This is a genomic window from Roseobacter sp. MH60115 (assembly GCF_015644665.1).
Classification (GTDB): domain Bacteria; phylum Pseudomonadota; class Alphaproteobacteria; order Rhodobacterales; family Rhodobacteraceae; genus Roseobacter.
Genome location: NZ_JADOBQ010000006.1, coordinates 68,088 through 93,656, shown reverse-complemented (window position 1 = coordinate 93,656; position 25,569 = coordinate 68,088). Strand labels below are relative to the sequence as shown.

Annotated in this window: 26 protein-coding genes and 1 tRNA gene; 17 read left to right on the top strand and 10 right to left on the bottom strand. The window is 62.7% G+C overall.

Annotation, left to right across the window (positions count from 1 at the left end; genetic code table 11):
- The first annotated feature begins 16 nt into the window (after nucleotides 1-16).
- The gene (locus tag ISX84_RS18630) at nucleotides 17-2,434 is read left to right on the top strand and encodes a GcvT family protein (RefSeq protein WP_195821908.1); all 2,418 of its coding nucleotides are present in this window, start codon (nucleotides 17-19) and stop codon (nucleotides 2,432-2,434) included.
- Nucleotides 2,435-2,476: 42 nt separating this feature from the next.
- Nucleotides 2,477-3,103, top strand: coding sequence for a nucleotidyltransferase family protein (locus tag ISX84_RS18625; protein WP_195821907.1), 627 nt, complete (start codon nucleotides 2,477-2,479; stop codon nucleotides 3,101-3,103).
- 24 nt (nucleotides 3,104-3,127) lie between these two features.
- Here ISX84_RS18625 and ISX84_RS18620 read toward each other — a convergent pair whose 3' ends face one another.
- Both ISX84_RS18620 and ISX84_RS18615 read right to left on the bottom strand, forming a co-directional pair.
- Nucleotides 3,128-3,853 carry a Hint domain-containing protein gene (locus ISX84_RS18620; protein ID WP_195821906.1) on the bottom strand — a complete coding sequence of 242 codons (726 nt, stop codon included), beginning with the start codon at nucleotides 3,851-3,853 and terminating at the stop codon, nucleotides 3,128-3,130.
- A gap of 641 nt (nucleotides 3,854-4,494) precedes the next feature.
- Nucleotides 4,495-4,578 (bottom strand) — tRNA-Leu (locus ISX84_RS18615).
- Nucleotides 4,579-4,706: 128 nt separating this feature from the next.
- Here ISX84_RS18615 and ISX84_RS18610 point away from each other — a divergent pair.
- Nucleotides 4,707-5,285 carry a YqaA family protein gene (locus ISX84_RS18610; protein WP_195821905.1) on the top strand — a complete coding sequence of 193 codons (579 nt, stop codon included), beginning with the start codon at nucleotides 4,707-4,709 and terminating at the stop codon, nucleotides 5,283-5,285.
- Entirely contained in the window at nucleotides 5,282-5,740 is a 459-nt protein-coding gene (locus tag ISX84_RS18605) for a disulfide bond formation protein B (RefSeq protein ID WP_195821904.1), read from the top strand. The genes ISX84_RS18610 and ISX84_RS18605 overlap by 4 nt, the downstream gene beginning before the upstream one ends.
- Here the strand turns inward: ISX84_RS18605 and ISX84_RS18600 are convergent.
- Complete coding sequence (locus ISX84_RS18600; protein WP_195821903.1) at nucleotides 5,737-6,162, bottom strand: Lrp/AsnC family transcriptional regulator; 426 nt, start codon at nucleotides 6,160-6,162, stop codon at nucleotides 5,737-5,739. The genes ISX84_RS18605 and ISX84_RS18600 overlap by 4 nt on opposite strands.
- Nucleotides 6,163-6,271: 109 nt before the next feature.
- Between ISX84_RS18600 and rocF the strand changes: the two genes are divergently transcribed.
- The 3 genes from rocF to ISX84_RS18585 are packed head-to-tail and all read left to right on the top strand — an operon-like array spanning nucleotide 6,272 to nucleotide 9,171.
- Nucleotides 6,272-7,192, top strand: a complete 921-nt coding sequence (rocF, locus tag ISX84_RS18595) for an arginase (protein ID WP_195821902.1) — start codon at nucleotides 6,272-6,274, stop codon at nucleotides 7,190-7,192.
- A 2-nt stretch (nucleotides 7,193-7,194) separates the two neighbouring features.
- The gene (gene ctlX, locus ISX84_RS18590; protein ID WP_195821901.1) at nucleotides 7,195-8,103 is read left to right on the top strand and encodes a citrulline utilization hydrolase CtlX; all 909 of its coding nucleotides are present in this window, start codon (nucleotides 7,195-7,197) and stop codon (nucleotides 8,101-8,103) included.
- Nucleotides 8,104-8,115: 12 nt separating this feature from the next.
- Entirely contained in the window at nucleotides 8,116-9,171 is a 1,056-nt protein-coding gene (locus ISX84_RS18585; protein WP_195821900.1) for an ornithine cyclodeaminase, read from the top strand.
- 77 nt (nucleotides 9,172-9,248) lie between these two features.
- Here the strand turns inward: ISX84_RS18585 and ISX84_RS18580 are convergent, their stop codons facing one another.
- On the bottom strand, nucleotides 9,249-10,394 hold the full coding sequence (locus tag ISX84_RS18580) for an FAD-dependent monooxygenase (protein ID WP_195822071.1): 1,146 nt from the start codon (nucleotides 10,392-10,394) through the stop codon (nucleotides 9,249-9,251).
- 76 nt (nucleotides 10,395-10,470) lie between these two features.
- Nucleotides 10,471-10,893 carry an RNA polymerase-binding protein DksA gene (dksA, locus tag ISX84_RS18575; RefSeq protein WP_195821899.1) on the bottom strand — a complete coding sequence of 141 codons (423 nt, stop codon included), beginning with the start codon at nucleotides 10,891-10,893 and terminating at the stop codon, nucleotides 10,471-10,473.
- 168 nt (nucleotides 10,894-11,061) lie between these two features.
- Here dksA and ISX84_RS18570 point away from each other — a divergent pair, with 168 nt between their 5' ends.
- The 6 genes from ISX84_RS18570 to ISX84_RS18545 all read left to right on the top strand — a co-directional run bounded on the left by ISX84_RS18570 (nucleotide 11,062) and on the right by ISX84_RS18545 (nucleotide 16,020).
- On the top strand, nucleotides 11,062-11,901 hold the full coding sequence (locus ISX84_RS18570) for an AAA family ATPase (protein WP_195821898.1): 840 nt from the start codon (nucleotides 11,062-11,064) through the stop codon (nucleotides 11,899-11,901).
- A gap of 108 nt (nucleotides 11,902-12,009) precedes the next feature.
- Nucleotides 12,010-12,465 (top strand): GNAT family N-acetyltransferase, encoded by a 456-nt coding sequence (locus ISX84_RS18565; protein WP_195821897.1) that lies wholly within the window; start codon nucleotides 12,010-12,012, stop codon nucleotides 12,463-12,465.
- A complete protein-coding gene (locus tag ISX84_RS18560; RefSeq protein WP_195821896.1) occupies nucleotides 12,462-13,826 on the top strand; it encodes a DUF2927 domain-containing protein in 1,365 nt (454 codons plus the stop codon). Before ISX84_RS18565 ends, ISX84_RS18560 begins: the two co-directional genes overlap by 4 nt.
- 50 nt (nucleotides 13,827-13,876) lie before the next feature.
- The gene (locus ISX84_RS18555; RefSeq protein WP_195821895.1) at nucleotides 13,877-14,044 is read left to right on the top strand and encodes an apolipoprotein acyltransferase; all 168 of its coding nucleotides are present in this window, start codon (nucleotides 13,877-13,879) and stop codon (nucleotides 14,042-14,044) included.
- A 9-nt stretch (nucleotides 14,045-14,053) separates the two neighbouring features.
- A complete protein-coding gene (locus ISX84_RS18550) occupies nucleotides 14,054-15,241 on the top strand; it encodes a vWA domain-containing protein (RefSeq protein WP_195821894.1) in 1,188 nt (395 codons plus the stop codon).
- A gap of 89 nt (nucleotides 15,242-15,330) precedes the next feature.
- Complete coding sequence (locus tag ISX84_RS18545) at nucleotides 15,331-16,020, top strand: M48 family metallopeptidase (RefSeq protein ID WP_195821893.1); 690 nt, start codon at nucleotides 15,331-15,333, stop codon at nucleotides 16,018-16,020.
- Between the two features lie 4 nt (nucleotides 16,021-16,024).
- Here the strand turns inward: ISX84_RS18545 and ISX84_RS18540 are convergent, their stop codons facing one another.
- The 5 genes from ISX84_RS18540 to ISX84_RS18520 form a co-directional block, all read right to left on the bottom strand.
- Entirely contained in the window at nucleotides 16,025-16,573 is a 549-nt protein-coding gene (locus ISX84_RS18540; RefSeq protein ID WP_195821892.1) for an RSP_2648 family PIN domain-containing protein, read from the bottom strand.
- Nucleotides 16,574-16,576: 3 nt separating this feature from the next.
- Nucleotides 16,577-17,800 carry an RSP_2647 family RNA methyltransferase gene (locus tag ISX84_RS18535; protein WP_195821891.1) on the bottom strand — a complete coding sequence of 408 codons (1,224 nt, stop codon included), beginning with the start codon at nucleotides 17,798-17,800 and terminating at the stop codon, nucleotides 16,577-16,579.
- Between the two features lie 39 nt (nucleotides 17,801-17,839).
- On the bottom strand, nucleotides 17,840-18,520 hold the full coding sequence (locus ISX84_RS18530) for a DUF6778 family protein (protein WP_229884423.1): 681 nt from the start codon (nucleotides 18,518-18,520) through the stop codon (nucleotides 17,840-17,842).
- 124 nt (nucleotides 18,521-18,644) lie between these two features.
- Complete coding sequence (locus ISX84_RS18525; protein WP_195821890.1) at nucleotides 18,645-18,914, bottom strand: hypothetical protein; 270 nt, start codon at nucleotides 18,912-18,914, stop codon at nucleotides 18,645-18,647.
- Nucleotides 18,911-21,697: a glutamine-synthetase adenylyltransferase gene (locus ISX84_RS18520; RefSeq protein WP_195821889.1), complete on the bottom strand. Its 2,787-nt coding sequence runs from the start codon at nucleotides 21,695-21,697 to the stop codon at nucleotides 18,911-18,913. Before ISX84_RS18520 ends, ISX84_RS18525 begins: the two co-directional genes overlap by 4 nt.
- Before the next feature lie 274 nt (nucleotides 21,698-21,971).
- Between ISX84_RS18520 and ISX84_RS18515 the strand changes: the two genes are divergently transcribed.
- The 4 genes from ISX84_RS18515 to ISX84_RS18500 all read left to right on the top strand — a co-directional run bounded on the left by ISX84_RS18515 (nucleotide 21,972) and on the right by ISX84_RS18500 (nucleotide 25,509).
- Nucleotides 21,972-22,388, top strand: a complete 417-nt coding sequence (locus tag ISX84_RS18515; protein WP_195821888.1) for a DUF2852 domain-containing protein — start codon at nucleotides 21,972-21,974, stop codon at nucleotides 22,386-22,388.
- 59 nt (nucleotides 22,389-22,447) lie between these two features.
- Nucleotides 22,448-22,885, top strand: a complete 438-nt coding sequence (locus ISX84_RS18510) for an RDD family protein (protein WP_195821887.1) — start codon at nucleotides 22,448-22,450, stop codon at nucleotides 22,883-22,885.
- Between the two features lie 69 nt (nucleotides 22,886-22,954).
- On the top strand, nucleotides 22,955-23,773 hold the full coding sequence (locus tag ISX84_RS18505) for an arginyltransferase (protein WP_195821886.1): 819 nt from the start codon (nucleotides 22,955-22,957) through the stop codon (nucleotides 23,771-23,773).
- A gap of 317 nt (nucleotides 23,774-24,090) precedes the next feature.
- Nucleotides 24,091-25,509, top strand: a complete 1,419-nt coding sequence (locus ISX84_RS18500; RefSeq protein WP_195821885.1) for an alpha/beta hydrolase family protein — start codon at nucleotides 24,091-24,093, stop codon at nucleotides 25,507-25,509.
- Nucleotides 25,510-25,569 lie beyond the last annotated feature (60 nt).

Here is a 25,569-nt window from a genome sequence, read left to right as displayed (position 1 = left end):
ACAGTTGGAGGCCGCTATGCAAACCACCACCCGTGTTGCCGTGATCGGAGGCGGCGTTGTCGGCGCTTCGGTGCTCTATCACCTGACGAAGCTTGGGTGGTCGGACGTGATGTTGCTGGAACGCTCGGAGTTGACGAGCGGCTCGACATGGCATGCGGCGGGCGGGTTTCACACGCTCAACGGCGACACCAATATGGCCGCCCTTCAGGGCTATACCATCAGGCTTTACAAGGAGTTGGAGGAAATCACCGGTCTCTCCTGCGGGCTGCATCACGTGGGCGGCGTGACGCTGGCCGACAATCAGGACCGCTTTGACATGTTACTGGCCGAACGCGCCAAGCACCGGTTCATGGGGCTGGAGACCGAAATCGTCGGTCCCGAAGATATCCGGAAAATCGCGCCCGTGACCAACACCGATGGCATCCTCGGCGCGCTTTATGACCCGCTGGACGGCCACCTTGACCCCTCCGGCACCACCCACGCCTACGCCAAGGCCGCGCGGATGGGCGGGGCCACGATCAAGACCCACTGCATGGTGCGCGAGACCAACCAGCGCCCGGACGGCACCTGGGACGTGGTGACCGACAAGGGCACGATTCACGCCGAACACGTTGTGAACGCGGGCGGTCTATGGGCCCGTGAGGTCGGCGCCATGGCGGGCATCTATTTCCCTCTGCACCCGATGGAGCACCAGTATCTCGTCACCGAAGAGGTGCCGCTGATTGCCGAGATGATGGCCGACGGCAAGGAGCATCCGCATGTGATGGACCCCGCCGGGGAGAGCTATCTGCGGCAGGAAGGCCGGGGGCTCTGCATCGGGTTCTACGAGCAGCCCTGCCGCCCCTGGGCGGTTGAGGGCACCTCGTGGGACTTCGGTCAGGACCTGCTGCCCAATGACTTTGACAAGATCGAGCAAAGCATTGATTTTGCGTATAAACGCTTCCCTGATCTGGAGCGTGCAGGCGTGAAGAACGTCATTCATGGCCCCTTCACCTTCGCCCCCGATGGCAATCCACTGGTCGGCCCCGTGCCCGGCGTGCGCAACTACTGGTCCGCCTGTGGTGTCATGGCGGGCTTCAGCCAGGGCGGCGGCGTCGGGCTGATGCTGGCGCAATGGATGACCCAAGGCGAGACCGAGCGCGACACCATGGCGATGGACGTCGCCCGGTTCGGCGACTGGATCACCCCCGGCTACACCCTGCCGAAGGTCATTGAAAACTATCAGAAAAGGTTCTCTGTCGCATACCCGAACGAAGAGCTGCCCGCCGCCCGGCCCAACCGCACGACGCCGATGTACGATATTTTCACCGACATGGGCGCGGTCTGGGGGCAGCAATATGGGCTGGAGGTCGCTAACTACTTCGCGCAGGGCGACGAGCCGACCTATGAGACGCCGTCCTTCCGCCGCTCGGACGCCTTCGCGGCCACCGCGCGCGAGGTCAAAGCCGTGCGGAACGCCGTGGGCATCAACGAGGTGCAGAACTTCGGCAAATACCGCATCAGCGGCCCCCGCGCCCGCGCCTGGCTGAACCGCATCATGGCAGGGCGCGTGCCAGCGCCCGGACGGCTGAGCCTGACACCCATGCTGTCGCCGAAGGGCCGCCTGATCGGTGATTTCACCATCTCCTGTCTGGCGGAGGATCATTTCCAGCTGACTGCCTCCTATGGCGCGCAGGCGTTCCATTGGCGCTGGTTCCTGCACCATCAGGAAGAGGGCGTCACCCTCTGCAACATCAGCGACCAGCGGACGGGCTTTCAGATCGCCGGGCCTTTTGCCCGTAAGGTTCTGGCGGCCTGCACGCGCAGCGACATCAGCGACATGCGTTTTCTGGACGTGCGGCGCATGACGGTCGGCATGGCCGACTGCATCGTGCAGCGGGTCAGCTACACCGGCGATCTGGGCTACGAAATCTACTGCGATCCGATGAGCCAGCGCGCGCTCTGGTCCACGCTCTGGGCAGCGGGTCAACCGCACGGCATCACCCCCTTCGGGATGCGGGCGATGATGTCCCTGCGGCTTGATAAATTCTTTGGCAGCTGGATGGCGGAATTCTCCCCGGACTACACGGCGGCGGAAACCGGATTGGATCGCTTCATCTCCTTCAAAAAGAACGATGATTTCATCGGGCGTGCAGCGGCCGAAGCGGACCGCGACAAGGGCCCTGCCGGCAGGCTCGTCGCCTTCGAGGTAGATGCGGAGGATGCTGACGTGCAGGGATATGAACCGATCTGGCTTGAGGGAAAAGTCGTCGGGTTCTGCACATCGGGCGGCTATTCGCACCACGCGGGCAAATCCATTGCTTTGGGGTTCCTGCCCAGCGACCGCGTCGCCGAAAACCCGGATGTGGAGATCGAGATCCTGGGACAGATGCGCCGCGCCAAAGTCGTCACCGAACCGCTTTTTGACCCAGACGGCACCCGCATGCGCGGGTGAGCAGCGCTTTCGTTTTCGCAGGCCGTGTTGTAAGACTTTAGTATGACCCGGCTGGAAAAATGCGACCTCCCCGTGATCCTGCTTGCCGCCGGGCAATCCAGGCGGATGCGCGGGGCCGACAAGCTCTTGGAAGAGATCGATGGCGTACCACTGTTGCGCCGGCAAGCGGAAGCAGCCTGTGCTGCCACATGCGGGCCGGTACTGGTTGCGCTGCCACCACCTCCGCATCCGAGGTACCAGTGTCTGGATGCCCTGGCTGTGAATCGCGTGCCGGTCACGGAGGCGGATGAGGGGATGAACGCCAGCCTGCGCACCGCCTTCGCTGCTCTGACCGACAATCCACCTGCGGCCATGCTGCTGTTAGCGGATCTGCCGGAACTGACCGCTCAGGACCTCAGCTCAGTCTTTCAGGCCGTTGACTTGAGGTCCGAAACACTGATCTGGCGCGGCGCCACAAAGGACGGAAAACCGGGACATCCGATCGTTTTCGCATCCGCTCTCTTTCCGGCCTTTGCGGCGCTCAAGGGCGATGGCGGCGGGCGAGAAGTGGTCGCAGATGCAGACGGCCACGTTGCCCTTGTGCCCCTGCCCGGCAACCGCGCGCGCCGCGATCTTGATACGCCCGAGGACTGGGCGGCATGGCGGGCGGAGCAAGCCGACGGACAATAAGTTTTTGGAGGGCGCGCAAATCCTTCAGCGCATCAGCAACTGCACTTCGTCACGTTTCAAAGAGCGACGCGCGGCCTGATAGGAGGCCACGCCGACCGGTGTTTTCAGGTCGGGAAAGAGGTGCTCGAGTTCCCGGCGTTGCGCCCTGCCGATGCCCGCGAGGCTGACATCGGCCGGCTGGAAGCTTTCAGTCCAGGTGCCATTTGACAACACCACTTCGTGCTGCGTGAACAGGATGTGGATGTAGGTGGTCCATGGCACTGTGGCCGTTCGGATGCCGGGCATGCCCGTCAGGTGTTTCGCCGCCACCAGCACCTCGCGTTCGCCGAAGAGCCGGACAGCCCTGTCATTGCACAGCAACACACGGTGATTGGGGCTGAGCAATATGTCCCGCTCCGGTAGCCCGCCGCCCAATGCGCCCTTGCTGATCTGGATCGGCTGGAGGTCGGCGTGGCGCTGCAACTCCCCACCGGTTACCCCGCGGGCGCCTTTCCAGTTGACGGTCTGAATGCCATTGTCCCGTGTGATCACCGGATCGCCCGGGCGCAGCTCTTCGATCAGACGTTCGCCTTGCGGTGTCGCAATCAGGGTGCCGGGCGTGAAACAGATCGGGGTCGAGCCGACCGCAATATCCTCGCGAACCGGCTTTAGCGCAGCACGGCTGTTAGTCGTGGTACAGTCCTTCCCCTCAGGGGACTCCTGGACGTCACCAATGAATGCCGCATTCGGATCTGTTGCGCTGTCAGACATCCGTTTCCCTTGTACCTGCCCGCAGGGCTGGGGACCCTGCGGACATCCATCGTCCTCGTACTCACTCCGCGGCCAGGCGGCCGGGCACACAAACACACGACTTTCTATGGCGCGAAGGAAATTTGATCAGATCGGGCGACCCGACCGGATAGAAGCTCTTTCGCGCCCGGAGCATCAGCCTGAGCAGTGCTCCCGAAAGTAGGGACATTTTTACCGGACGGCTGTGTGTGCACAAAGGGGAATTTGCGACCAGACGTCTCAAAACCAGGCATGTGCGGCCTTTTGGACGTTCCATTCAAAGAGGAAACATCGACATCACTGCGGAATTGTTTCGGCGGTTGGTGCCGGGCAGATTTGATCAAATCGAATGAGTCTAACCAGTTAGAGGCGCAAAAACCCTTTGGCATGACGCCGTAAGGGAGTTCGTTGTTTCCATTTCCGCAGCAATATGTCCCGCTCTGCGGGAACGTTTTCGCAACGCATATGTCGTAGGTGCCCTGGGGCATTCTCAACAATAGGGCGGGATAGACGGAATTTTTGCACGATCACGAACAGTTTCGCGGACGTTCGAATCACTTCGCCCGGGACCGCTGGCACGGGACATCGGGCGGTATCTCGCCCTGCGGGAAAGGTTGCCGATGTGGTACCCAAGGCCGGACTCGAACCGGCACGCCCGAAGGCGGGGGATTTTGAATCCCCTGCGTCTACCATTCCGCCACTTGGGCAACGACAGCGGCTTACCGCGTGGCTGTGCCGCGGGCAAGAGGATTTTGCATCCAATGGCCGACCCGCCGCTTGACCCCGCATCCTGTGCATGCTCTTGCAAACCCCGTACAAAAGGAAATTGGCGACCATGTTGCGCAAACTCTACGACTGGACATTGAGCAAGGTCGACCACCCGCAGGCCCTCTGGGTCCTGGCCTTTGTCAGTTTTATCGAAAGCTCGGTCTTTCCGATCCCGCCTGACGTGCTGATGATCCCGATGATTATCGCGCGGCCCTCGCGCGCCTGGCTGATTGCCGGCGTGGCGCTGGTGGCCTCGGTGCTGGGGGGCATGCTGGGTTACGCCATCGGCGACTTTGCCTTTGACGCCATCGGCCGCCCGATCCTGGAGACGCTGGGCAAAGCCGAAGCGATGGAGGCCTTCAACACCCGCTTCAACGATCTGGGCTTCTGGGCCGTGCTGACGGCAGGCGTGACCCCCTTCCCCTACAAGGTCATCACCATCATGTCCGGTTGGACGTCAATGCCGCTGGCCACCTTTGTTGCGACCTCCATCCTGGCCCGCGGTTTGCGGTTTTTCCTTGTCGCCTTCCTGCTGTGGAAGTTCGGCGCGCCGATCCGGGAATTCATTGAAAAGCGCCTCGGCCTGATGTTCACTCTGTTCATCATCCTTCTGGTGGGCGGTTTCTTTGCGCTGAAGTTTCTATGACCCGATCCTATGCCATTGCTCTTGCGGCTGCAGGCTCCGCCACTCTGCTGATTGCGGCGTTTGCGTTTCAGCATCTCGGTGGCCTGCCCCCCTGCAAGCTCTGCATCTGGCAGCGCTATCCACATGTCATCGCCATCGTCATCGGCCTGATCGCACTGCGGGTTCAAAGCGGGGTTCTGATCGCATTGGGCGCCTTGGCCGCCTTGGCCACAGCCGGGGTGGGCGCGTTTCACGTGGGCGTGGAGCAAGGCTGGTGGGAGGGTCCGACCACCTGCACATCCGGCCCCGTCGGCGGGCTCAGTGCGGATGCCTTGCTGGACCAGATCATGACCGCACCGCTGGTCCGCTGCGACGACATCGCCTGGGAACTGCTGGGCATCAGCATGGCGGGATGGAATGCCCTTCTGTCGCTGGGGCTGGTTGCGCTCTGGCTGACGGCGCTGCGCCGCGCCTAGCTTGCCTTGCGGGTGCTGAGCAGGAGGCTCGTCTCACTCGCCGTCACCCCTTCGAGCCGCCGCACCTGAAACAGGATCTGATCGAAACGTTCCAACGTCGCTGTGCCAATTTCAACGATCACATCCCAGCGGCCATTGGTGGAATGTACCCGCCGCACTTCTGGCATGCCGGAGAGATGACGCAGAATGCGGTCCGTGCCCCGTCCCTCGATGGCGATCATCATCAACCCGCGCACCGGATCAGTGAGATGGTCCTCTTTCATCACCACCGAAAATCCGAGGATGTCCCCGCGATCCTGCAATTTCGCCAAACGGCTGCGCACCGTTGCGCGCGTCAGCCCCAGCATACCGGCAAGGTCAGACAATGAGGCGCGTGCGTCATGGCGCAGCGCGCTGACAAGACGTCTATCCGTTTCGTCCATTTCTGATATCCATTCTGATCAATTGAATTTCGATACGCTCAAATTGTACGCTTGTCTACCGTCCGCATCGATCAGTATCGTGGCGAAAATCGATAGACCGGAGCCTCCCATGACCCATCAGACCTGTATTCTCTACGGCGCACCTGTCGACAGTGGCAAGCGCCGTCGTGGTTGCCTGATGGGGCCGGATGCCTACCGCACCGCCGGTCTGGCGGAGGCGCTGGAGGGGTTGGGCCACCGCGTCGAGGATCGCGGCAACGTCACCCCAACCGCCTTCAGCGCGAAACCCCACGACCGCCTGCACGCGCTGGAGGAGACCATCGGCTGGACCACCGCCCTCGCCGAGGCGGCGGAGGTCGGATTGCGGGACGGTCTCCCCATTTTCCTCGGTGGCGATCACTCACTGGCGCTTGGCACTGTGCTGGGCGCGATGCGCCACGCCGAGACGGTCAAGCGGCCTCTCTTCGTGCTCTGGCTTGATGCCCATAGCGATTTTCACACCCTGGCGACCACGGACAGCGGCAATCTGCATGGCACACCTCTGGGCTACGTGACCGGGCGGCCCGATTTCGACGGCTTCCCACCGCTGGGCACGCCCCTGCCGCAGGAAAACATCGCCATCATCGGTCTGCGCTCCGTGGATGACGCCGAACGCGCGGCCTTGCAGGACACCGCGATCCACCGGGTCGACATGCGCGACATCGACGAATCCGGCATCGCCAAGCCGCTGGCCAGCTTTCTGCAGCGTGTGGCGGCGGCAAACGGCATGCTGCATGTCTCGCTCGATGTGGATTTTCTCGACCCCAGCGTCGCTCCTGCAGTTGGCACCACAGTGCCCGGAGGCGCCACGATCCGCGAAGGTCACCTGGTCATGGAGATGCTGCATGATAGTGGGCTGATGACCTCACTCGATCTGGTTGAACTGAACCCCTTCCTCGATGAGCGCGGCCGCACGGCGCAGGTGATGGTCGATCTGGCCGCCTCCGCCTTGGGTCGCCGGGTCTTTGACCGACCCACACGGGCCTTCTGAGCATGCAGGTCCAAGCCCCTTCTGCCGTGGTGATGATCCGCCCGCATCACTTCCGCTCGAATCCCGAAACGCAAGGTGACAATGCTTTTCAGACGCCGGATCGGGGCGAGGTGGCCCCCCGTGCCCGCGCCGAATTCGACCATGTGGTGGACAGCCTGCGCGCCGCAGGCGTGACCGTGCATGATTTCGACGACACCGGCACGGACACACCGGATTCCGTGTTTCCCAACAACTGGTTTTCCACCCACGCGGGCGGGCATATCGCGGTCTATCCGATGTATGCCGCCAACCGGCGCCGCGAGCGCCGATGGGACGTGATCGACAGCCTGAAGGCCAACTACCGCGTGCAGGACGTGATTGATTATTCGGGGCTTGAGCACGACGGGCTGGCGCTGGAGGGCACCGGGGCCATGGTTCTCGACCACATCGCGCGGGTGGCCTACGTGGCCAAATCCCATCGCGCCGATCCGGTGATCCTTGAGCGGTTCTGCACGCATTTCAACTTTGAACCCATCGCTTTTGATGCCGCAGACGCGCAGGGACGCCCCGTCTATCACACCAATGTCCTGATGGCGATTGGCACCCATATGGCCCTTGTCGGGCTGGAGATGATCACCGATCCCGCCCGCCGCGCCATGGTCGCCGACCGGCTTGCCGAAACCGGGCGGGATGTCATCGCGCTCACACCGCATCAGATCGGCGCATTCGCCGGCAATGCGATCGAGCTTTGCGGGCGTGACGGCACCCTGCTGGCCCTTTCCGCCCGCGCCCTCGATGCGCTGACCCCAGAGCAAATCACCCGGATCGAAGCCCATGCGCGCCTCCTGCCGCTGAGCATCCCCACTCTTGAGACCGCAGGCGGTTCCGTCCGCTGCATGATTGCCGGTCTTCACCTGTCGCGCCGCACATAGAAAGGCCCCGCCATGACCACGCTTACCCCCTCCGACAAAGCCCTCGTCCCCTTCGTCTCCGTCGATCACATGATGCAGCTCATCCACCATATCGGGGTTGAGGATATGCTGCGCGGCCTGGCCGATTACATCGAGGCCGATTTCAAGCGCTGGCAGCTTTTTGACAAGACACCCCGCGTGGCCAGCCATTCCGCTGAAGGGGTGATCGAACTGATGCCCACCTCCGATGGCGAGGTCTACGGGTTCAAATACGTCAACGGCCACCCCAAGAACACGGCCGAAGGGCTGCAGACCGTCACCGCTTTTGGCCTGCTGGCGGATGTGGGCAACGGCTATCCTGTCCTGCTCAGCGAAATGACCCTGCTGACGGCGCTGCGCACGGCGGCCACCTCGGCCCTTGTTGCCCGCACGCTGGCCCCCAAGGGCAGCACCGTCATGGCGATGATCGGCAATGGCGCCCAGTCGGAATTCCAGACCCTGGCGATGAAAGCGATCTGCGGGATCGAGGAAGTGCGGCTTTATGATACGGACGCGGCTGCAACCGAGAAATGCGCGGCCAATCTTGCCGGACTGGGTTTGACGGTCACCCCCTGCGCCACGGCGGAGGATGCCATTCTTGGCGCGCAGATCATCACCACCTGCACCGCCGACAAGCAATATGCCACCATTCTGACCGACAACATGATCGGCGCGGGCGTGCACATCAACGCCATCGGCGGCGACTGCCCGGGCAAGACGGAACTGGCGCCCGCGATCCTGCACCGCTCGGATATCTTCGTGGAATATCCCGAACAGACCCGGATCGAAGGCGAAATACAGCAACTGCCGGAAACCCACCCTGTCACCGAAATCTGGCAAGTGCTGACAGGTCAGGCAGAGGGCCGCCGCAATCCCGAACAGATCACGCTCTTTGATTCCGTGGGGTTTGCCATCGAGGATTTCAGCGCCCTGCGCTACGTGCGCGACCAGATCGAAGAAACGCAGCTGTTCCACCCGCTTGACCTGCTGGCCGACCCGGACGATCCGCGCGATCTCTTCGGCATGCTGCAGCGGTCGCGTCCGGCGTAAGAGCGCCGCACAGCGCCGTTTTGGGCTTGCCCAAAACCGAAAGCATGGCGTGCGCGGCGACGCCGCGCGCCTTCGGATTACGTCTTTGTCACATCGTACCCGTAGAGCCAGTTAAACTGCCGCATCATCAGCCCCGGCGCCAGACGGCTGCCTAGCGAGAGCCCCAGATGCGCCAGTTGTCGCACCGGCCCGTTTTTCAAATGGTACTTCCGGGCATTGCCACTGGCGGCGTCGATCACCCGCGTGGCCCGCGGTTTGCGCATCTCCTGATACTGATCAGCGCGCCCGTCCATCAGGCAGGTCGCAAGCACCCAGGCATCTTCCAGCGCCAGATTGGCCCCCTGCGCCAGAAACGGTAGAGTCGGATGCGCCGCATCCCCCAGCAAAGCCACATTCCCCGCCCTCCAGGTCTCAGCCACCGGGTGCCGGAACAACCCCCACAGGGACACTGCCTCGACACGCCGCAAAAGATCCCCTGCAGAGCCGCCAAAATCCGCAAACGCGGCCTGCAGGTTTGCAGGATCATCGGCGTGGTTCCACCCCTCCTCCGCCCAGGCGTCACGTTCCTGCACAGCGACAATGTTCATCAGCGCCCCGGCCTTTAGCGGATAGCGCACGAGGTGACGGCCCGGTCCCATGGTCACCCGCGCCTCCGGCGCCGGATCTCGTGCGGGCACAGTTGCCCGCCATGCCACCTGACCGGTAAAGGATGCTGTGGACCCGGGCGAGACAACATCCCGGCCAACGGAATGAATGCCATCCGCGCAGATCACCGCTTCCGCCCGCACCGTCTGGCCCGTGCCCAACTGCATCTCCGGCAGAGTGCCAGGCGCGATTCCCGTCACCTCCTGCCCCAGTTCCAGCGTCACGCCTGCCTGCGTTGCAGCCTTCGCCAGCAGGGTGATCAGATCGTGGCGATGCACAAACAGGTACTTCTGGTCCTGCAACCGCGTCAGATCCAGCCGCGCGACCTCCGCCCCCGCCTTGTAGTCCTCCAGAACGACCGACGTGGCACGGACCGCCCCGGCGCGCTCCAGTGCCTCCTCGATCCCCAGCGCGCGCAGCACCGCCAGACCGTTGGGGCTGATCTGCAAACCGGCCCCCACTTCGACGATCCGCGGCGCTTTTTCGTAGAGTGTGACGGCCACCCCTTGGCGTGCCAGGGCCGTGGCCACGGCCAACCCGCCAACCCCGGCGCCCACCACAACGACATTCCTGATCATCGAAGACCCTTCAAACAAAAACGCCGAAGCCTTGGCTCCGACGCTTTTACGCTCAATCCGATCTGACCGCCTGGGATCAATCGTCGCGGTGTACTTTCTCGCGGCGCTCATGACGCTCCTGCGCCTCAAGGCTCATCGTGGCAATCGGGCGCGCGTCGAGACGTTTCAGCGAAATCGGCTCGCCCGTCACGGAACAATAGCCAAATTCACCCTCATCGATCCGGCGCAGGGCCCCGTCGATCTTGCTGACCAGCTTGCGCTGACGATCCCGGGTGCGCAGTTCCAGCGCGCGGTCGGTTTCCTCGGAGGCACGGTCGGCCACGTCGGGAATATTGCGGGTGCCATCCTGCAGCCCTTCGATGGTATCCTTGGATCCTGCCAGAAGTTCAGCGCGCCAGTTCAACAGCTTACGGCGGAAATACTCAACCTGTCGTTCGTTCATGAACGGCTCATCTTCGGCCGGACGATAATCATCCGGCAGAAACAGTTCCTGTTTCATTTGTTTCCCCTCAACACGGCTAACGTCATTCATACGCGACTTGTCCTCAGGCCAAGTGCCCCCATGCGCCACGATCTACCCCACGTCCTATCGATTGTCACTACACAATCCGGAAGAATTCTGGCTAAAAGCATTCCGACACTGCGCGCCACAAAGGGTTGACGATACATGAAATTCCAAGGCACCGCCGACTACATCGCCACCGACGATCTGACAATCGCCGTAAACGCCGCCGTGACCTTGGAACGGCCGCTTCTGGTGAAGGGCGAACCGGGTACCGGCAAGACCGAACTGGCACGGCAGGTCAGCGCCGCGCTGGATCTGCCGATGATTGAATGGAACATCAAATCCACCACCCGGGCGCAGCAGGGCCTTTATGAATATGACGCGGTCAGCCGCCTGCGCGACAGCCAGCTGGGCGAGGAACGTGTGCATGATGTCAGGAACTACATCCGCAAGGGCAAGCTCTGGGAGGCCTTCGAGGCCGATCAGAAAGTCGTCCTGCTGATCGACGAGATCGACAAGGCGGATATCGAATTTCCCAACGATCTGCTGCAGGAACTCGATAAGATGGAGTTCTTTGTCTACGAGACCGGCGAGACCATCCGCGCGCGGCACCGGCCCATCGTGATCATCACCTCGAACAATGAAAAGGAACTGCCCGACGCCTTCCTGCGGCGCTGTTTCTTTCACTATATCCGCTTTCCGGAGATGGAGACCCTGCGCGCGATTGTCGAGGTGCACTTCCCCGGCATAAAGGAGGCGCTGCTGACCACGGCGCTGACGCAGTTCTACGAGATTCGCGAGCAGGCGGGTCTCAAGAAAAAACCCTCGACCTCCGAAGTGCTGGACTGGCTGAAGCTGCTTCTGGCCGAAGATCTCAGCGCCGAAGACCTCAAAAACTCCGGTGCCAATGCCCTGCCGAAACTGCATGGTGCGCTGCTTAAAAATGAACAGGACGTGCATCTTTTCGAGCGGCTCGCCTTTCTGGCGCGCAGCGGGCGGTGACCGCGGCGTCTGATCGCATTTGACAGCACCCTGCCTTAGCTGCACAGTGGCCTCACAATGATCCGCGGCGCCAAGATCGCGGGCAGAGGCTATAGGCAGGCTGAAGATATGACAGACACCTCGCGTGTCTCCGTGCGTCCCCTGCGCACGGATGACAAACCCCAATGGGCGACCCTTTGGACGGCATATCTGGCGTTCTACGAGACCACGCGCCCGCAATCGATCTTTGATCTCTATTTCGACCGGCTGCTGGGCGATGATCCACAGGATTTCAACGGTCTGGTGGCCGAGCTGGACGGTCGGCTTGTGGGGCTGACCCATTACTTGTTTCACCGCCATGGCTGGTCCGAGGAAAACGTCTGCTACCTGCAGGACCTCTATGCGGATCCGGAGGTGCGCGGCCAGGGCATCGGACGCGCGCTGATGGAAGCGGTCTATGCCGCCGCGGATGCCGCCGGGGCGCCCAGCGTCTATTGGCTGACGCAGGATTTCAACACGACCGCCCGCCAGCTCTACGATCGTATCGGTGTGAAGACACCCTTCATCAAATACGCGCGCACATGAGGCGCCGCCTGATCCTGCCGCTGATCATGGTGCTGAACGCCTGTACGCCGGTCACCCAGGGCGGCATCGCCTCCCGCGCGGTGATCGCAGACAGCACCCTGCCCCCGATGAAGACCTTTGGTCGGGCCCAGATCAACCGTCCGGCGGTCGCCAATGCCGATCTGGTGCGTGACTTTCTCGATCTGTCTTTCCAGATGGAAAGCGGCCGGGAACTGCCTGTCCTGACCCGGTTCGAAGGGCCCATTACCCTGCGCCTGACTGGTGCGCCCCCGCCCACGCTGGCCGCCGATCTCGGCGCGCTGCTGGGTCGTCTGCGCGACGAAGCCGGGATAGAGATCACGAGTGTGGCCGAGGCCGAGGCCAATATCACCATCCAGGCCGTCTCACGCGCCGAAATCCGGCGTGTCCTGCCGCAAGCAGCCTGTTTCGTGGCCCCAAATGTCGGATCGCTGAGCGAATTCCGCAAGGCGCGGCGCAGCCCGCGCACCAATTGGGCCCTGCTCGAAACCCGCACCCGGCTGGCGATTTTCGTGCCCAAGGACGCCAGCCCGCAGGAAGCGCGCGATTGCTTGCACGAGGAACTGGCCCAGGCGCTGGGGCCGCTCAATGACCTCTACCGCCTGCCGAATTCTGTCTTCAACGACGACAATGTGCATACGGTGCTGACGAACTTCGACATGCTGATCCTGCGGGCCACCTATGACCCGCAATTGCGCTCCGGCATGACGCGCGCGGAGGTGGCGCGGCGCCTGCCCGCACTCTTTGCGCGGCTCAACCCCGCCGGGCAAACCGGCCCGCGCCCGCGCCCGTCGGCAACACCGCAGGAGTGGAACACCGCGATCCAGACGGCCCTGGGTCCGGGGGCCAGCGCTTCGGCACGGCGCGCGGCGGCTGCCGAGGCTGTTTCCACGGCAACACGGCTGGGATGGCAGGACAACCGGCGCGCCTTTGCGCATTACGCGATGGGCCGCGTCCTGCAAGGGACAGACCCGAATGCGGCACAGCGACACTACACGACCGCAGACCGCTTCTACGCCAGATCCCCCAGCACCCGGCTGCACCGTGCCTATGTCGCCGCACAACTGGCCGCCTATGAAATCGTCAAGGGCGATGGTCCCCGTGCCCTGCGCCTGATCGATCCCCATATCGAGGCGGCGCGCATCTCGCAGAATGCGGCGCTGCTGGCGACGCTGCAATTGCTCCGCGCCGAAGCGCTCACGCTTGAAGGGCGCGTCGAAGAGGCGCGCCGCGTCCGGCTGGACAGTCTGGGGTGGGCACGCTACGGGTTTGGCCCGGATTGGGCCGTGCGGGCAAAGCAACGCGAAATCTCGACGCTCAATCCCGCAAATACACCGGTCTGACCCCTTCCTCTGCGCTGGGGCCGACCGGAGAAGAGTAGAACGAGGGACAGATGATCGTAATTGCCGCTGCCATTCTGGGCGCCATCATTGGCGGCACCACCGCCGCGCGCCGCAAGGGCAACAACAAGGATATCGCACAATACGCCGCCGGTTATGCACTGGCTTTCATGATCGTCGGCATGATCCTGACGGTGGTGATCGACCGGTTACTGGTGTAATCTTACGTTATGTTCCTGCCCTTCTTCGATGCCCTGCGCAAGAATGCCGTTCCCGTGTCGTTGCGGGAATTCCTGTCCTTTCTCGAAGCCATGCAGGCTGGGCTCGCAACCTATGATGTCGAGGCGTTTTACTACCTGGCCCGCGTCACGTTGGTGAAGGACGAGCGCAACATCGACAAGTTTGACCGCGCCTTTGCAGCGGCCTTCTCCGGGTTGGAAAACATATCGGTTCAGGAGGTGATGGAGGCGGTGGACATCCCCGCCGACTGGCTTGAGAAAATGGCTGAAAAGCACCTGACAGCGGAAGAAAAGGCCGAGATTGACGCCCTGGGCGGTTTTGACAAGCTCATGGAAACGCTGAAAAAACGTCTTGAAGAACAGCAAGGGCGGCACCAGGGCGGCAACAAATGGATCGGCACCGCCGGCACCTCGCCCTTTGGCGCCTATGGCTACAATCCCGAAGGCGTGCGCATCGGCCAGGACCGCTCCCGCCACCAGCGCGCCACCAAGGTCTGGGACAAACGCGAATTCAAAAACCTAGACGACACGGTCGAACTGGGCACCCGCAACATCAAGGTCGCGCTGAAACGGCTGCGCCGCTGGGCCCGCGATGGCGCGCATGAGGAACTTGATCTGGGCGGCACCATCCGCGCCACCGCCGAACACGGCTATCTCGACGTGAAAACCCGACCCGAGCGGCGCAACGCGGTCAAGGTGCTGCTGTTTCTCGACGTGGGCGGCTCGATGGATCCGCATGTGAAGGTGGTAGAGGAACTCTTTTCCGCCGCCCGCGCCGAGTTCAAACACATGGAATACTACTACTTCCACAATTGCGTCTACGAAGGCCTCTGGCGCGACAACCGCCGCCGCTGGGACGCTCAGATCCCCACCCATGAGGTGCTGCGCACTTTCGGACCGGACTATAAATGCATCTTCGTGGGCGATGCTTCGATGTCACCCTATGAAATCGCCTACCCCGGTGGCGCATCCGAGCATTGGAACGAAGAGAGCGGTGCCACCTGGCTGACCCGCTTTCGCGACCAATGGCCCGCGACCCTCTGGATCAATCCGGTGCCAGAGAAGTACTGGCGCTATACCCAGTCCATCGCCATGATCCAGGAATTGCTGGGGCCAGACGCCATGGTCCCCATGACCCTCTCCGGCATCGAACGCGGCATGAAACTGCTGGGCCGCTGATCGTCCCCCCCCGCTTCTTTTGGCCAGAAATATCCCCGCCGGAGGCTCCCGAACTTGCCGCCTGCGCTCCCCGGCCCCATATTCCCCTCATGATCAAATTCACGCCCATCCTGCTCGCCATTCTCTATGGCCTTGCGATGTACCATTTTTCCGCGTGGCGCACGGCCAAGCAGTTGGACGCACGCTCCACCGAACTGGCGGACGCCAAACTCAAGGCCCTGATGGACCGGATGGCCGCCGCGCTGGACCTGCCGCGCATTCGTGTGCACATCTACGAAATCGACCCGGTCAACGGGCTGGCAGCCCCAGACGGGCGCATTTTCATCACCCGCGGCTTTTACAATAAATTCCGCACAGGCGAGGTCAGCGACACGGAAATCGCCAGCGTGATCGCCCATGAAATGGGCCATGTCGCCCTGGGCCATTCGCGGCGGCGGATGATCGACTTTTCCGGCCAGAACGCCCTGCGTACGGCCCTCGCCATGGTCTTGGGGCGGTTCATCCCGGGGATCGGGGTCTGGCTGGCGGGCATGCTGACCACCCTTCTGGCCGCGCGGCTGTCCCGTTCAGATGAATACGAGGCAGATGCCTACGCAGCGGCGCTGCTGACCAAGGCAGGCATCGGCGTGGCCCCGCAGATCAGCCTGTTTGAAAAACTGGACAAGCTTACACAACAGAACGGCGGCGCCGTGCCCGCCTGGCTGATGAGTCATCCCAAGACCCAAGATCGGGTGGCCGCCCTGAAAGCGCTTGAGGCGAAATGGACCCTGACGGAATAGGCAGTCAGCCCGTCTGTGTGAGGGCTTTTGCGAGACGCGGCAGCCTGGCCTTTTTCAGCAGCGCGCGCATCTCCCACGGCTGACCGGAGAGACGTCGCGCTTCACCCAGAACCTTGCCAGCCACTGCCTGAAGGGCATCAGGTCTCTGCTGCCATTGCCCGAACAGGAACTCATCGGGCGCCAGCCGCAGCAGGCCTTCTTCTGCCAGTACACCTTTGGGAAAATCCTTCGCGTTCAACGTCATGATCGCGTCACTTGATGTGGACACCGCCGTGGCCAGGACGTGGATGTCATTCTCGTCCGGCAACCACAAGCGCTTCTCGACAGAGGGCGCGGCAGGCACCTCCGCGTCCGGCCACAGTGACCGCAACAGCGCAATTTCGCTGCGCGCCTGCGTCTCTCCCAACGGGCCGAGCTTAATCGCAGCACGGGCCCATTCTTCCAGAATGCGGGACGACCAGACCGGCTCGAAAGCGCCGGTGGCAGCAACGCCCAGCACCATCTCCCGCATCACCGTCGGGTAGAGAACGCAGGCATCGATGGTGATTTTCATGGGCTACAGCCGAAAGAAGACGGATTTGAGATACCCGCTTTCCGCAAGTTGCGGCAATTGCGGATGATCCGGCCCCGCGAACCCGGTGTGGATCAGCGCAGCCCGACGCCCCGCCCGGCCAATGCCACGCACGCTGGCCCCGCGAAAAGCCGTCAGATCAGCGGCGTGGGAACAGGAACAGAGGCCCAGAATACCGTTTTCGGCCACCAGCGGGGCGGCCAGCCGCGCCACACGCTCATAGGCGCGCAACCCTGCCTCCAGCGCCGGGCGCGCCGGTGCAAAGGCCGGCGGATCACAGATCACCACATCGAATTCCGCACCCTCCTCGCGCAGGGCGGTCAATACCTCGAAAGCATCGCCGCGCCGCGTGGCAAACCGGCTTTCGACCCCCATCGCCCCTGCACCCGCCTGCGCCAGCTCCAGCGCGGGTTGCGCGCCGTCCACGGCCAAGGCCCGCTCCGCCCCGCCTGCCAATGCAGCAAGGGAAAACCCGCCGACATGGCTGAAGACATCCAACACCCGCGCGCCACGGGCCAATGACGCGGCAAAGGCGTGGTTGGGCCGTTGATCGTAGAACAACCCTGTCTTCTGCCCGCCGGTCAGATCGGCCATATAGGTCGCTCCATTCATCGGCACCGATACCGGCGCATCCGGCGCGGTACCTGCGAGAACGGCGCCTGCATCATCCAGCCCTTCCAGCCCCCGCGTCCGGCCAGAAGCGTTTTTCAGCACGGTCTGCACGCCGGTCACCGATTGCAGGGCCGCGACCAGGGGTGCTAAAAGCGCCTCCGCCCAGGCGGCATTGGGCTGCACGACACAGGTGTCGCCAAACCGGTCGATGATCACCCCTGGCAGGCCGTCCGCCTCTGCATGCACCAGCCGGTAGAACGGTGCCTCAAAAAGGCGGGTCCGCAGGGCCAGCGCACGCGCCAGCCGCGCCTCGAACCAGCTCTGGTCAATCTGCGCCCCCGGGTCCTGGTCCAGCACCCGCGCGATGATCTTGGAGGCAGGATTGACGCCGACGATGCCCATGGGATTGCGCGCATCATCCTGCAACTGGGCCAGCGTGCCGGACGCCAAGGCTTTGGTGCGGCGGTCGGTCACCAACTCATTGGCATAGACCCAAGGGAAACCATGGCGGATCGCGCGGGCATTGGCCTTGGGCCGCAGCCGGACAATGGGCAGATCGGTAACGGGTGCATCGGATGCAGAAAAGGGCGCTGTCATAGCGCCCTCCTCTAATCGCTTCCACGGTCGGGTGAAAGATCAGAATGTGTTGTTGATCGCCTGAACCAGACCCAGCCGCTGGTTGGTGTAGCCACCGGCGGTGGCAAGCTCTGCCTCAATGACCTTGGCGAGGTGGTCGGTGATCCGGACTTTCTGCGTCAGCCCCGCACGTTCAGCGTCAATGGCCTGCTGGCCGCCGAACCCTCTCAGGTCGGCCTTGACCACACGGCTTTCTCCCAACAGCGCACCGCTGTTGGCATCGCGCAGGGTCACACCAAAGCTGATCGAATGGATGCCGCCAATGGTGTAGCGGGTCTTTTCGGTCAGGGCGTGAAAGCGAAGCACCTGCACATCGAGAATGACCGGTTGGCCCGCGTTCATGTCGCTGGTGCCCCGCGCCATGGCGGTCTCGAAAATGGCTTTGACCTGCGCATGACGATCCCCGGCGGGGTCACCGCGCCAGACGATGTCGCCGGACGGGTAGTAGCTGTTGGCCTCCGACACCACCAGAGTCTCCGGCACGGTTACGTTTACACGCTGCACGTTCCAGGATGGTGCCGTCGCCTCAAAAATACTTTGACCGTCAAGGGCTTGCGCTGCTGGCGCCGCACCTGCCTTTGGTGTGTCAAACGGGGCGTTCCGGCTGGCGGTGTCTGTTGTCGCGCAGCCGGCTATCAGGGCGGCAAAGCCCAGGGCTGCAATCATTTTCATCGGTTTCATATCGTGTCTCCACTAAGGGCGACATTCTGCACGCCTGTATAACTTCGAGGTTGGAGATACCCCCCGACTGAGGCCGAATTGTGACGAATTTTAGCTAAAACTGTTCCGAATTCGATAAAAACGGTCAGTTACGCGGTCTCGAACGCCAGCCGCCGCGCCGTTTCGGGGTGGCCATGCCGGACAGACCTTCGGTCATGACACCGGTCATCGGATGGTCGGCATGCAGCGCCCCGTATTGCGCGACCAGCAATTGAAGCGCCTGTGCCGTTTCGCGCTCCGACGGCAGGCTGAGCGCCCAGTCGAGGAAAATGGTCCGGCACTCGGCATCGGTAATGCCTTCGATGCGATAGGCCTCAAAGATCAGCCCTTTGGGATCGTTCTCGTCGCCCTTCATGGTGTCGCCGCCGCATCGGGCGCGCGGAGCGCGGCATCAAGGAGAGCGGCGGAACGGGCGTAGCTTTCGACAAGCCGGTCCTGCAGGTCAGTCATCGTATCCTCCTCCAAGGCGCGCAATAAAAACGCCTGCCCCGCCGGGCCCAGGGTTTCCGCGTCAAGCGGCTGGTCCGACAGCAGGCGCGTGACCTGATACACACGGGAATAAAAGGCGTAGAGTGTGGAGAGGTCCCGCCCTGATGCGTCATCCAACACCCCCGAAGCGACAGCGGCCTGCAGGCCCGCCTCGGTCTGGCCGCTCACATCGCCCTGCAGCAAGGCACCGGTCTGTGCAATCAATTCGATTTCCTGCACCCGGCCCGGGCCGATCTTGGCGTCCCACAGGCTGGCCGGGCTTTTGGCCGCGCGGATACGGTCGCGCATCTCGGCCACCTCCGCCAGCGTCTCGGGGGTGTCGCGCGGGGCCTGCAGCAATTGCTGACGAAACCGCTCCACATCTTCGGCCAGATCATCCGGCCCCGCCACCACCCGGGCGCGGGTCAGCGCCAGATGCTCCCAGACCCAGGCCTGTTCCTGCTGATAGCTCTGGAAGGAGGCCCAGCTGGTGGCCACCGGCCCCTGATTGCCGGAGGGCCGCAGCCGCATGTCCACTTCGAAGAGCCGCCCCTGCGCCATCGGTGCTGTCAGCGCGGTGATCAATGCCTGCGTCAGCCGCGCGTAATAGGGTCTGGTCGACAGCGGTTTCTGCCCATCGGACATATCGCTGCCCAGCGGGTCATAGATCACGATCAGATCCAGGTCGGACCCGGCGTTGAGCCGCCCGGCGCCCAGTGACCCCATGCCGAGCACCACGGCCCCGCGACCGGGCGGTGGCCCGTGCCGTTTGGCAAACTGCGCGATCACCAGCGGCCAGAGAACCGCCAGCACCGCCCGCGCCAGATCGGCATATTGTCGGCCCGCCACATCCGCATCGATCAACCCGCGCAGTAGATGCACACCGATGCGAAAATGCCATTCCTTGCGCCAGCGCCGGGTGGCATCCAGTTGCGCCTCGTAATCCGCCTCGGCGTTCAGGCGCTGGAGCAGCAGGGGTTCCAGGCCCGCCTGCCCCGGCCAGTCGGTAAAGAAATCCCCCCCGATGACCGCATCGAAGACACCTGCATTCTGCGACAGGTATTGTGCCAGTTCGGGCGAGGTGCCGGTGATATCGATCAGAAGATCGGTGAGCTGCGGGTTCGCCTCGAGCAGGGAAAAGAGTTGTACCCCGGCGGGCAACCCAGCAAGGAAGCCGTCAAAGGCCCGCAGGGCCTCCTCGGGCCGCGAGGATTGCGCCAGTCGCGTCAGCAGATCCGGGCGCAGGCGCTGAAAGATCGCGCGGCTGCGCTCGCTGCGCAGGGCCGGATAGCCGAGCCAGCGCGACAGCATGTCATCGTCCAGAATGCCCGGCGCTGCGGTGTCGGGTTTCGGCGGGGCAAAAAACCCTTCGGTCATCTCGTGTACGGCTTCCAGCCGTTCCGCCAGTTCCGCCTGCAGCTCCGTGCTGTCGCGGTCCATCAGGCAGGCCAGGCGCTCAAAGCCGTCCGCATTCTGCGGCAGGCTGTGGGTCTGTGCGTCCTGCACCATCTGCAGCCGGTGCTCCACGGTGCGGTGCGCGATGTAGTGATCCGCAAGTGTTTGCGCCATATCGGCGGGCACCCAATCCTTTTCCGCAAGGGCAGAAAGGCTTTCGACCGTGCCGCGCAGGCGGAGTTCGGGGTCCCGCCCGCCCGCAATCAGCTGACGGGTTTGGGTAAAGAATTCAATCTCTCGAATGCCGCCACGGCCCAGTTTCATATTATGCCCCGGCAGAGTGATCGGACCACCCAGCCCCTTGTGTTCACGGATCGCCAGACGCATGTCATGGGCGTCCTGAATGGCGGCAAAATCGAGATGTCTGCGCCAAACGAAGGGCGACAGCTCCTGCAGGAACCGCCCGCCCGCCACCTGATCGCCTGCGGCGACACGCGCCTTGATATAAGCTGCGCGCTCCCACGTGCGGCCAAGGCTTTCATAGTAGCGCTCAGCCGCCTCCATCGCCATGCAAACGGGCGTCACGGCAGGATCAGGACGCAGGCGCAGATCGGTGCGGAACACATAGCCCTGCGCGGTCATCTCGCTCAGCGTGGCAGTCATGGCGCGGGTGGCCCGTACGAAACTGGCGCGGGCATCGTGAAAATCTGCAGGATCGAACCGTGTCTCGTCAAAGAGGCAGATCAGGTCGATGTCGGAGGAATAGTTGAGCTCCCCTGCCCCCATCTTGCCCATGGCCAGAACGCACATGCCTGCGGCGTCCTGCAAGTCGCCCTCGGTCTTGCCTGGTAGCTTGCCACGTTTGATCTGCACCGCAAGGCCCGCACGCAACGCCGATTGGCAGGCGGCATCGGCGAAATCCGTCAGCGCACCCGTCACCCGGGACAAAGGCCAAGCGCCGCTCAAATCCGCCAAAGCCGTCAGCAGCGCAACCCGTCGCTTACCCTGCCGCAAGGCATCCGCCAACCCATCCGCGCCCGCGTCCCGCGCGGCGGTGATTTCGGTGTGCAGCGTATCGTCCGGGGCGGCAAGCGCCCCCGGCAACCACGCCGCTTCCTTCCCGATCAGGCTGGCCAGATAGGGGCTTGATCCGGCGGTCCCTGTGATGAGGTCCTGCAGATCAGGTGGAATATCCGCGACGGCGTCAAGCGCCTCGTGCCCCCGGTCCGGGTCAAAAGCGCGAGGGCAACGGGTCATAAGGCGGGCAAGGCTCATGTGCCAGCTTTTGCCACAGATGGCGGGGAGGTCAATGGTCCATTGCGTGGGTGTTTTTACGCCTGAAAAGGCGCGTGGGTAGTTCCTTCCCGGTTATTTACGGCAATTTCATGGCACGTAACTATTTGAATCTGATATCTTAAGTCGAAAAATGTAAAAAACATTCACATAGAGGCTTGTAAGCGCGATCCCACATGCCAATCTATGTAATGTGAAAGACATTCACATCCCCGACGACAAGGGGGTCCGATAACCCGAACAGAAAGGCACTTTGATGACCACCGCGACACAAATGACACCCCTGCCCAGCCAGCCCGGTTGGTTCGCCCGCGCCGAAAACTGGCTCGATTCCAAAGGTAAGGGCGCATGGATTGCCGCCATGGTCCTTGGATTTGTCTTCCTTTGGCCCGTGGGTCTCGCCCTTCTCTTTTACATGATCTGGAGCAAACGCATGTTCACATCCTGCAGCCGTAAATCCACTTCGATGCGCCATGGCATGCGCGCCATGCGGCCCAGCGGCAATTCAGCCTTCGATGCGTACAAAGCCGATACGCTGCGCCGTCTGGAAGATGAACAACAGCAATTCGAGGCTTTCCTTGAGCGTCTGCGCGATGCAAAAGACAAGGCAGAATTCGACCAGTTCATGAACGACCGCGCCGACAAGAATGACGAAGGCACGGCAAACGCCTAACCGATGATGTGCCGGGGCAAATCCCGGCACTTCCCTCTTCCTGACAAGGTTTTCCCCCGATGGCCACGCCCGACCCGCAAACCCAACCGGATTTCTACAAGGACGTCCCCCTTAAACGCTTCATGGCCTGGGGCGTCGATGCGGTTCTGACCTTTCTGGCCTGCCTTGTGATCCTACCCTTCACGGCCTTCACAGGGCTGTTCTTTTTCCCGCTGCTGTTCCTGGTGGTGGGCTTCATCTACCGCATGATCACGATCGCCAATGGCTCCGCCACCTGGGGCATGCGGCTCTTCGCGATCGAGTTGCGCACATCGCAGGGCACACAGCTTGATATGGGGGGCGCCTTTGCCCATACGCTGGGGTACACCGTCAGCTGGGGCGTGGCGCCTTTGCAGCTGATTTCCATGGTCATGATGGCCACGACGGAACGGGGTCAGGGGCTAACCGATCACGTGCTGGGTACGGTCATGATAAACCGCCGCGCTGCCCACCGTTAGGGGTGTAAACTTCGGCTTGGCGGCTGGCGCGCGTCTTGCTATTCTGGCTCGGACAACCTCTGGAATCCCATGCGCCACACACTGCCCATCGCTCCGCAGTTCTATGTAACTGCACCGCAACCGTGCCCCTATCTGGACGGGCGCATGGAGCGTAAGCTGTTCACCGCGCTACAGGGTGAAAATGCCAGCAAGCTGAACGACAGCCTGTCTCAGCAGGGCTTCCGCCGCTCGCAGAACGTGCTCTACCGCCCCTCCTGTGCCGAATGCTCCGCCTGTCTGAGCGCACGCATCGATGTCTCCGCCTTCACCGCCTCGCGCAGCCAGCGCCGGACCATCAACCGCAACGCCGACCTGGACCGGCAGGCCACCTCGCCCTGGGCCTCCGAGGAGCAATACGAGCTCTTCCGGACCTATCTGGACAGCCGCCACGCCGAGGGTGGCATGGCCGATATGGATGTCTTCGAGTTTGCGGCGATGATCGAGGAAACGCCAATCCGCAGCCGTGTGGTTGAGTATACCGACAAGGAAGGGGGCGGCCTCATTGGTGTCAGCCTGACGGATGTGCTCTCCGACGGGCTGAGCATGGTCTATTCCTTTTACGAGCCCGGCCATCCGAAACGCTCGCTGGGCACCTATATGATCCTCGATCATATCAAGATCGCCGAGGAAGCGGGGCTGCCCTATGTCTATCTGGGCTACTGGGTGCCGGGCAGTCAGAAGATGGGATACAAGTCCAAGTTTTCCGGGCTGGAAGTCTATATCGGCGGCAGCTGGGAAAAGATGAGGGACCCGGACAACTTCACGGCCGACACCCACCCCCTGTCCAATGATCCGATTGCCGAACAGGTCGCCAACATCCATCTGCCGGACACGCGCCCCACGCGGTAGGGGCGTCCCGCACGCGCCGACCTCCACAGTTATTCTGCGTGTCGCCTGCGGCTACGTTGAGTGTTCTGACCTTCGGTTTTGACTGGGAATTGTGCGAGACCGCAGCGGTTTATTTTGCAAAGGTAACCTGTTGACAGGACATCACCTGCTGGCGCGAAGACTGCCATCTCGCCGGGACGCCCTGAAACCGGGCGCGCGATCTGTCCCGGGTCCTGCCGCTACGTCATGCAACCGTCGCAAACTTCTGGTTTGGCTCCGGGCTGTGTTTCGTGGATGAATACGCGTTAAAGTTGGAAAATGACAGGAGAGGACACCAAATGAGATATATCGTTCTGACGACCACCTTGATCGCGGCAACCGTCGCACCGCCCGTTGCCGCGCAAAACAGGATTGACGGGCAATCGCCCGACGCACCGGAATTGGCCGCCTATGGTGACCTTTCGGTTGGTGTGCGTCAGATCGAACTGGTGAACGAGGATCAGATCGACATCGTGGCCGTGGCCGTGGCCGGTGGTGGGGGTACACCCGGCAATCCGCCCCGGTATGACCGCCCCCTGACCGTGGAGATGTGGTATCCGTCGGTCGCAGGGGCCACGGGTGACACATCCATGCAGGCCTATCTTCGGGACGGCACCACGGAAGTCACCCTGCAGGGCCGCGCTGTACGGGATGCAGCCCCCGCCGAGAGCACCGATCCCTTTCCCCTGATCATGCTGAGCCACGGCTATCCCGGCAATCGGTTTTTGATGTCACATCTGGCGGAAAACCTCGCCTCCAAGGGCTATGTCGTCGCGTCCATCGACCATACTGATTCCACCTATCGGGATCAGTCGGCCTTTGGGTCCACCCTGGTGAACCGCCCGCTGGACCAGCTCTTTGTGCTCGATCAGATGGCGCAGCTCAACAAGGATGCCAGCTCCGGGTTCGCGGGGAAGATCGATGCCGATAACGCCGGGCTGATCGGCTATTCGATGGGCGGCTACGGCGCCATTGTGACGGCCGGTGGCGGTGTCACTGAAACCTCTGTCGGCTATCCCTGGGGCGGGCCGGAGGGCACGCTGGGTATCCATCAGGCGGGCAGTGATACCCATGAGGCGCTGCCGGATGAGCGCATCAAGACCGCCGTGGCCATTGGCCCCTGGGGCATGAACACAGGCTTCTGGGATGCCGAAGGGTTGGCGGGCCTCGACATTCCAATGCTCTTCATCGCCGGGTCCGATGATGCCACGTCCGGCTATGAAAACGGGGTCCGGGCGATCTGGGAAGGGGCGACAAGCGTGGACCGCGCCTTGCTGACCTTCGATGGCGGCGGGCACAACACCGTGGCCCCGATCCCCGCGCCGGAGGAGAGTTTCTACTATAACGACCGGATCAGGTTCAACGTGTCAGAGCACTATACCGATCCGGTTTGGGACACGGTGTTCATGAACAATGTGGGCCAGCACTTCCTGACCGCCTGGATGGACAAGGAACTGAAGGGCGACGCGGAAAAGGGGGACTACCTGAACCTGCAGAAGATCGGCGGCGAGGGCCTCTGGTCGGCGAACGATGATGGCACCTTCCGGGATGATCACACCTATTGGAAGGGATTTGCGGACGGCACCGCCGCGGGGCTGCGGTACGAGGTTTTGGCGGCCACCCCCGCCCCGGTGCCCCTGCCCGCCTCTGTCTGGTTGCTCGGACTGGCGGTTGGTGGCCTAGGCCTGATGCGCCGCAGGAAGCTGCGCGCGACCTGATCCGCGTATCGCATCGCCGGTCGCGCCGGTGTCTCCTGCGCGGCTGGACACCACCTTTCT

What these genes read in the sequence shown, in the direction of transcription:
- ISX84_RS18580 (WP_195822071.1), bottom strand. Translation starts at nt 10,394, where the DNA reads ATGATCAGGAATGTCGTTGTGGTGGGCGCCGGGGTTGGCGGGTTGGCC.
- rocF (WP_195821902.1), top strand. Translation starts at nt 6,272, where the DNA reads ATGACCCATCAGACCTGTATTCTCTACGGCGCACCTGTCGACAGTGGC.
- ISX84_RS18515 (WP_195821888.1), top strand. Translation starts at nt 21,972, where the DNA reads ATGACCACCGCGACACAAATGACACCCCTGCCCAGCCAGCCCGGTTGG.
- ISX84_RS18555 (WP_195821895.1), top strand. Translation starts at nt 13,877, where the DNA reads ATGATCGTAATTGCCGCTGCCATTCTGGGCGCCATCATTGGCGGCACC.
- ISX84_RS18540 (WP_195821892.1), bottom strand. Translation starts at nt 16,573, where the DNA reads ATGAAAATCACCATCGATGCCTGCGTTCTCTACCCGACGGTGATGCGG.
- ISX84_RS18600 (WP_195821903.1), bottom strand. Translation starts at nt 6,162, where the DNA reads ATGGACGAAACGGATAGACGTCTTGTCAGCGCGCTGCGCCATGACGCA.
- ISX84_RS18500 (WP_195821885.1), top strand. Translation starts at nt 24,091, where the DNA reads ATGAGATATATCGTTCTGACGACCACCTTGATCGCGGCAACCGTCGCA.
- ISX84_RS18585 (WP_195821900.1), top strand. Translation starts at nt 8,116, where the DNA reads ATGACCACGCTTACCCCCTCCGACAAAGCCCTCGTCCCCTTCGTCTCC.
- ISX84_RS18570 (WP_195821898.1), top strand. Translation starts at nt 11,062, where the DNA reads ATGAAATTCCAAGGCACCGCCGACTACATCGCCACCGACGATCTGACA.
- ISX84_RS18610 (WP_195821905.1), top strand. Translation starts at nt 4,707, where the DNA reads ATGTTGCGCAAACTCTACGACTGGACATTGAGCAAGGTCGACCACCCG.
- ISX84_RS18625 (WP_195821907.1), top strand. Translation starts at nt 2,477, where the DNA reads ATGACCCGGCTGGAAAAATGCGACCTCCCCGTGATCCTGCTTGCCGCC.
- ISX84_RS18505 (WP_195821886.1), top strand. Translation starts at nt 22,955, where the DNA reads ATGCGCCACACACTGCCCATCGCTCCGCAGTTCTATGTAACTGCACCG.
- dksA (WP_195821899.1), bottom strand. Translation starts at nt 10,893, where the DNA reads ATGAAACAGGAACTGTTTCTGCCGGATGATTATCGTCCGGCCGAAGAT.
- ISX84_RS18530 (WP_229884423.1), bottom strand. Translation starts at nt 18,520, where the DNA reads ATGAAACCGATGAAAATGATTGCAGCCCTGGGCTTTGCCGCCCTGATA.
- ISX84_RS18560 (WP_195821896.1), top strand. Translation starts at nt 12,462, where the DNA reads ATGAGGCGCCGCCTGATCCTGCCGCTGATCATGGTGCTGAACGCCTGT.
- ISX84_RS18535 (WP_195821891.1), bottom strand. Translation starts at nt 17,800, where the DNA reads ATGACAGCGCCCTTTTCTGCATCCGATGCACCCGTTACCGATCTGCCC.
- ISX84_RS18550 (WP_195821894.1), top strand. Translation starts at nt 14,054, where the DNA reads ATGTTCCTGCCCTTCTTCGATGCCCTGCGCAAGAATGCCGTTCCCGTG.
- ISX84_RS18620 (WP_195821906.1), bottom strand. Translation starts at nt 3,853, where the DNA reads ATGTCTGACAGCGCAACAGATCCGAATGCGGCATTCATTGGTGACGTC.
- ISX84_RS18565 (WP_195821897.1), top strand. Translation starts at nt 12,010, where the DNA reads ATGACAGACACCTCGCGTGTCTCCGTGCGTCCCCTGCGCACGGATGAC.
- ISX84_RS18630 (WP_195821908.1), top strand. Translation starts at nt 17, where the DNA reads ATGCAAACCACCACCCGTGTTGCCGTGATCGGAGGCGGCGTTGTCGGC.
- ISX84_RS18545 (WP_195821893.1), top strand. Translation starts at nt 15,331, where the DNA reads ATGATCAAATTCACGCCCATCCTGCTCGCCATTCTCTATGGCCTTGCG.
- ISX84_RS18520 (WP_195821889.1), bottom strand. Translation starts at nt 21,697, where the DNA reads ATGAGCCTTGCCCGCCTTATGACCCGTTGCCCTCGCGCTTTTGACCCG.
- ISX84_RS18605 (WP_195821904.1), top strand. Translation starts at nt 5,282, where the DNA reads ATGACCCGATCCTATGCCATTGCTCTTGCGGCTGCAGGCTCCGCCACT.
- ISX84_RS18510 (WP_195821887.1), top strand. Translation starts at nt 22,448, where the DNA reads ATGGCCACGCCCGACCCGCAAACCCAACCGGATTTCTACAAGGACGTC.
- ISX84_RS18525 (WP_195821890.1), bottom strand. Translation starts at nt 18,914, where the DNA reads ATGAAGGGCGACGAGAACGATCCCAAAGGGCTGATCTTTGAGGCCTAT.
- ctlX (WP_195821901.1), top strand. Translation starts at nt 7,195, where the DNA reads ATGCAGGTCCAAGCCCCTTCTGCCGTGGTGATGATCCGCCCGCATCAC.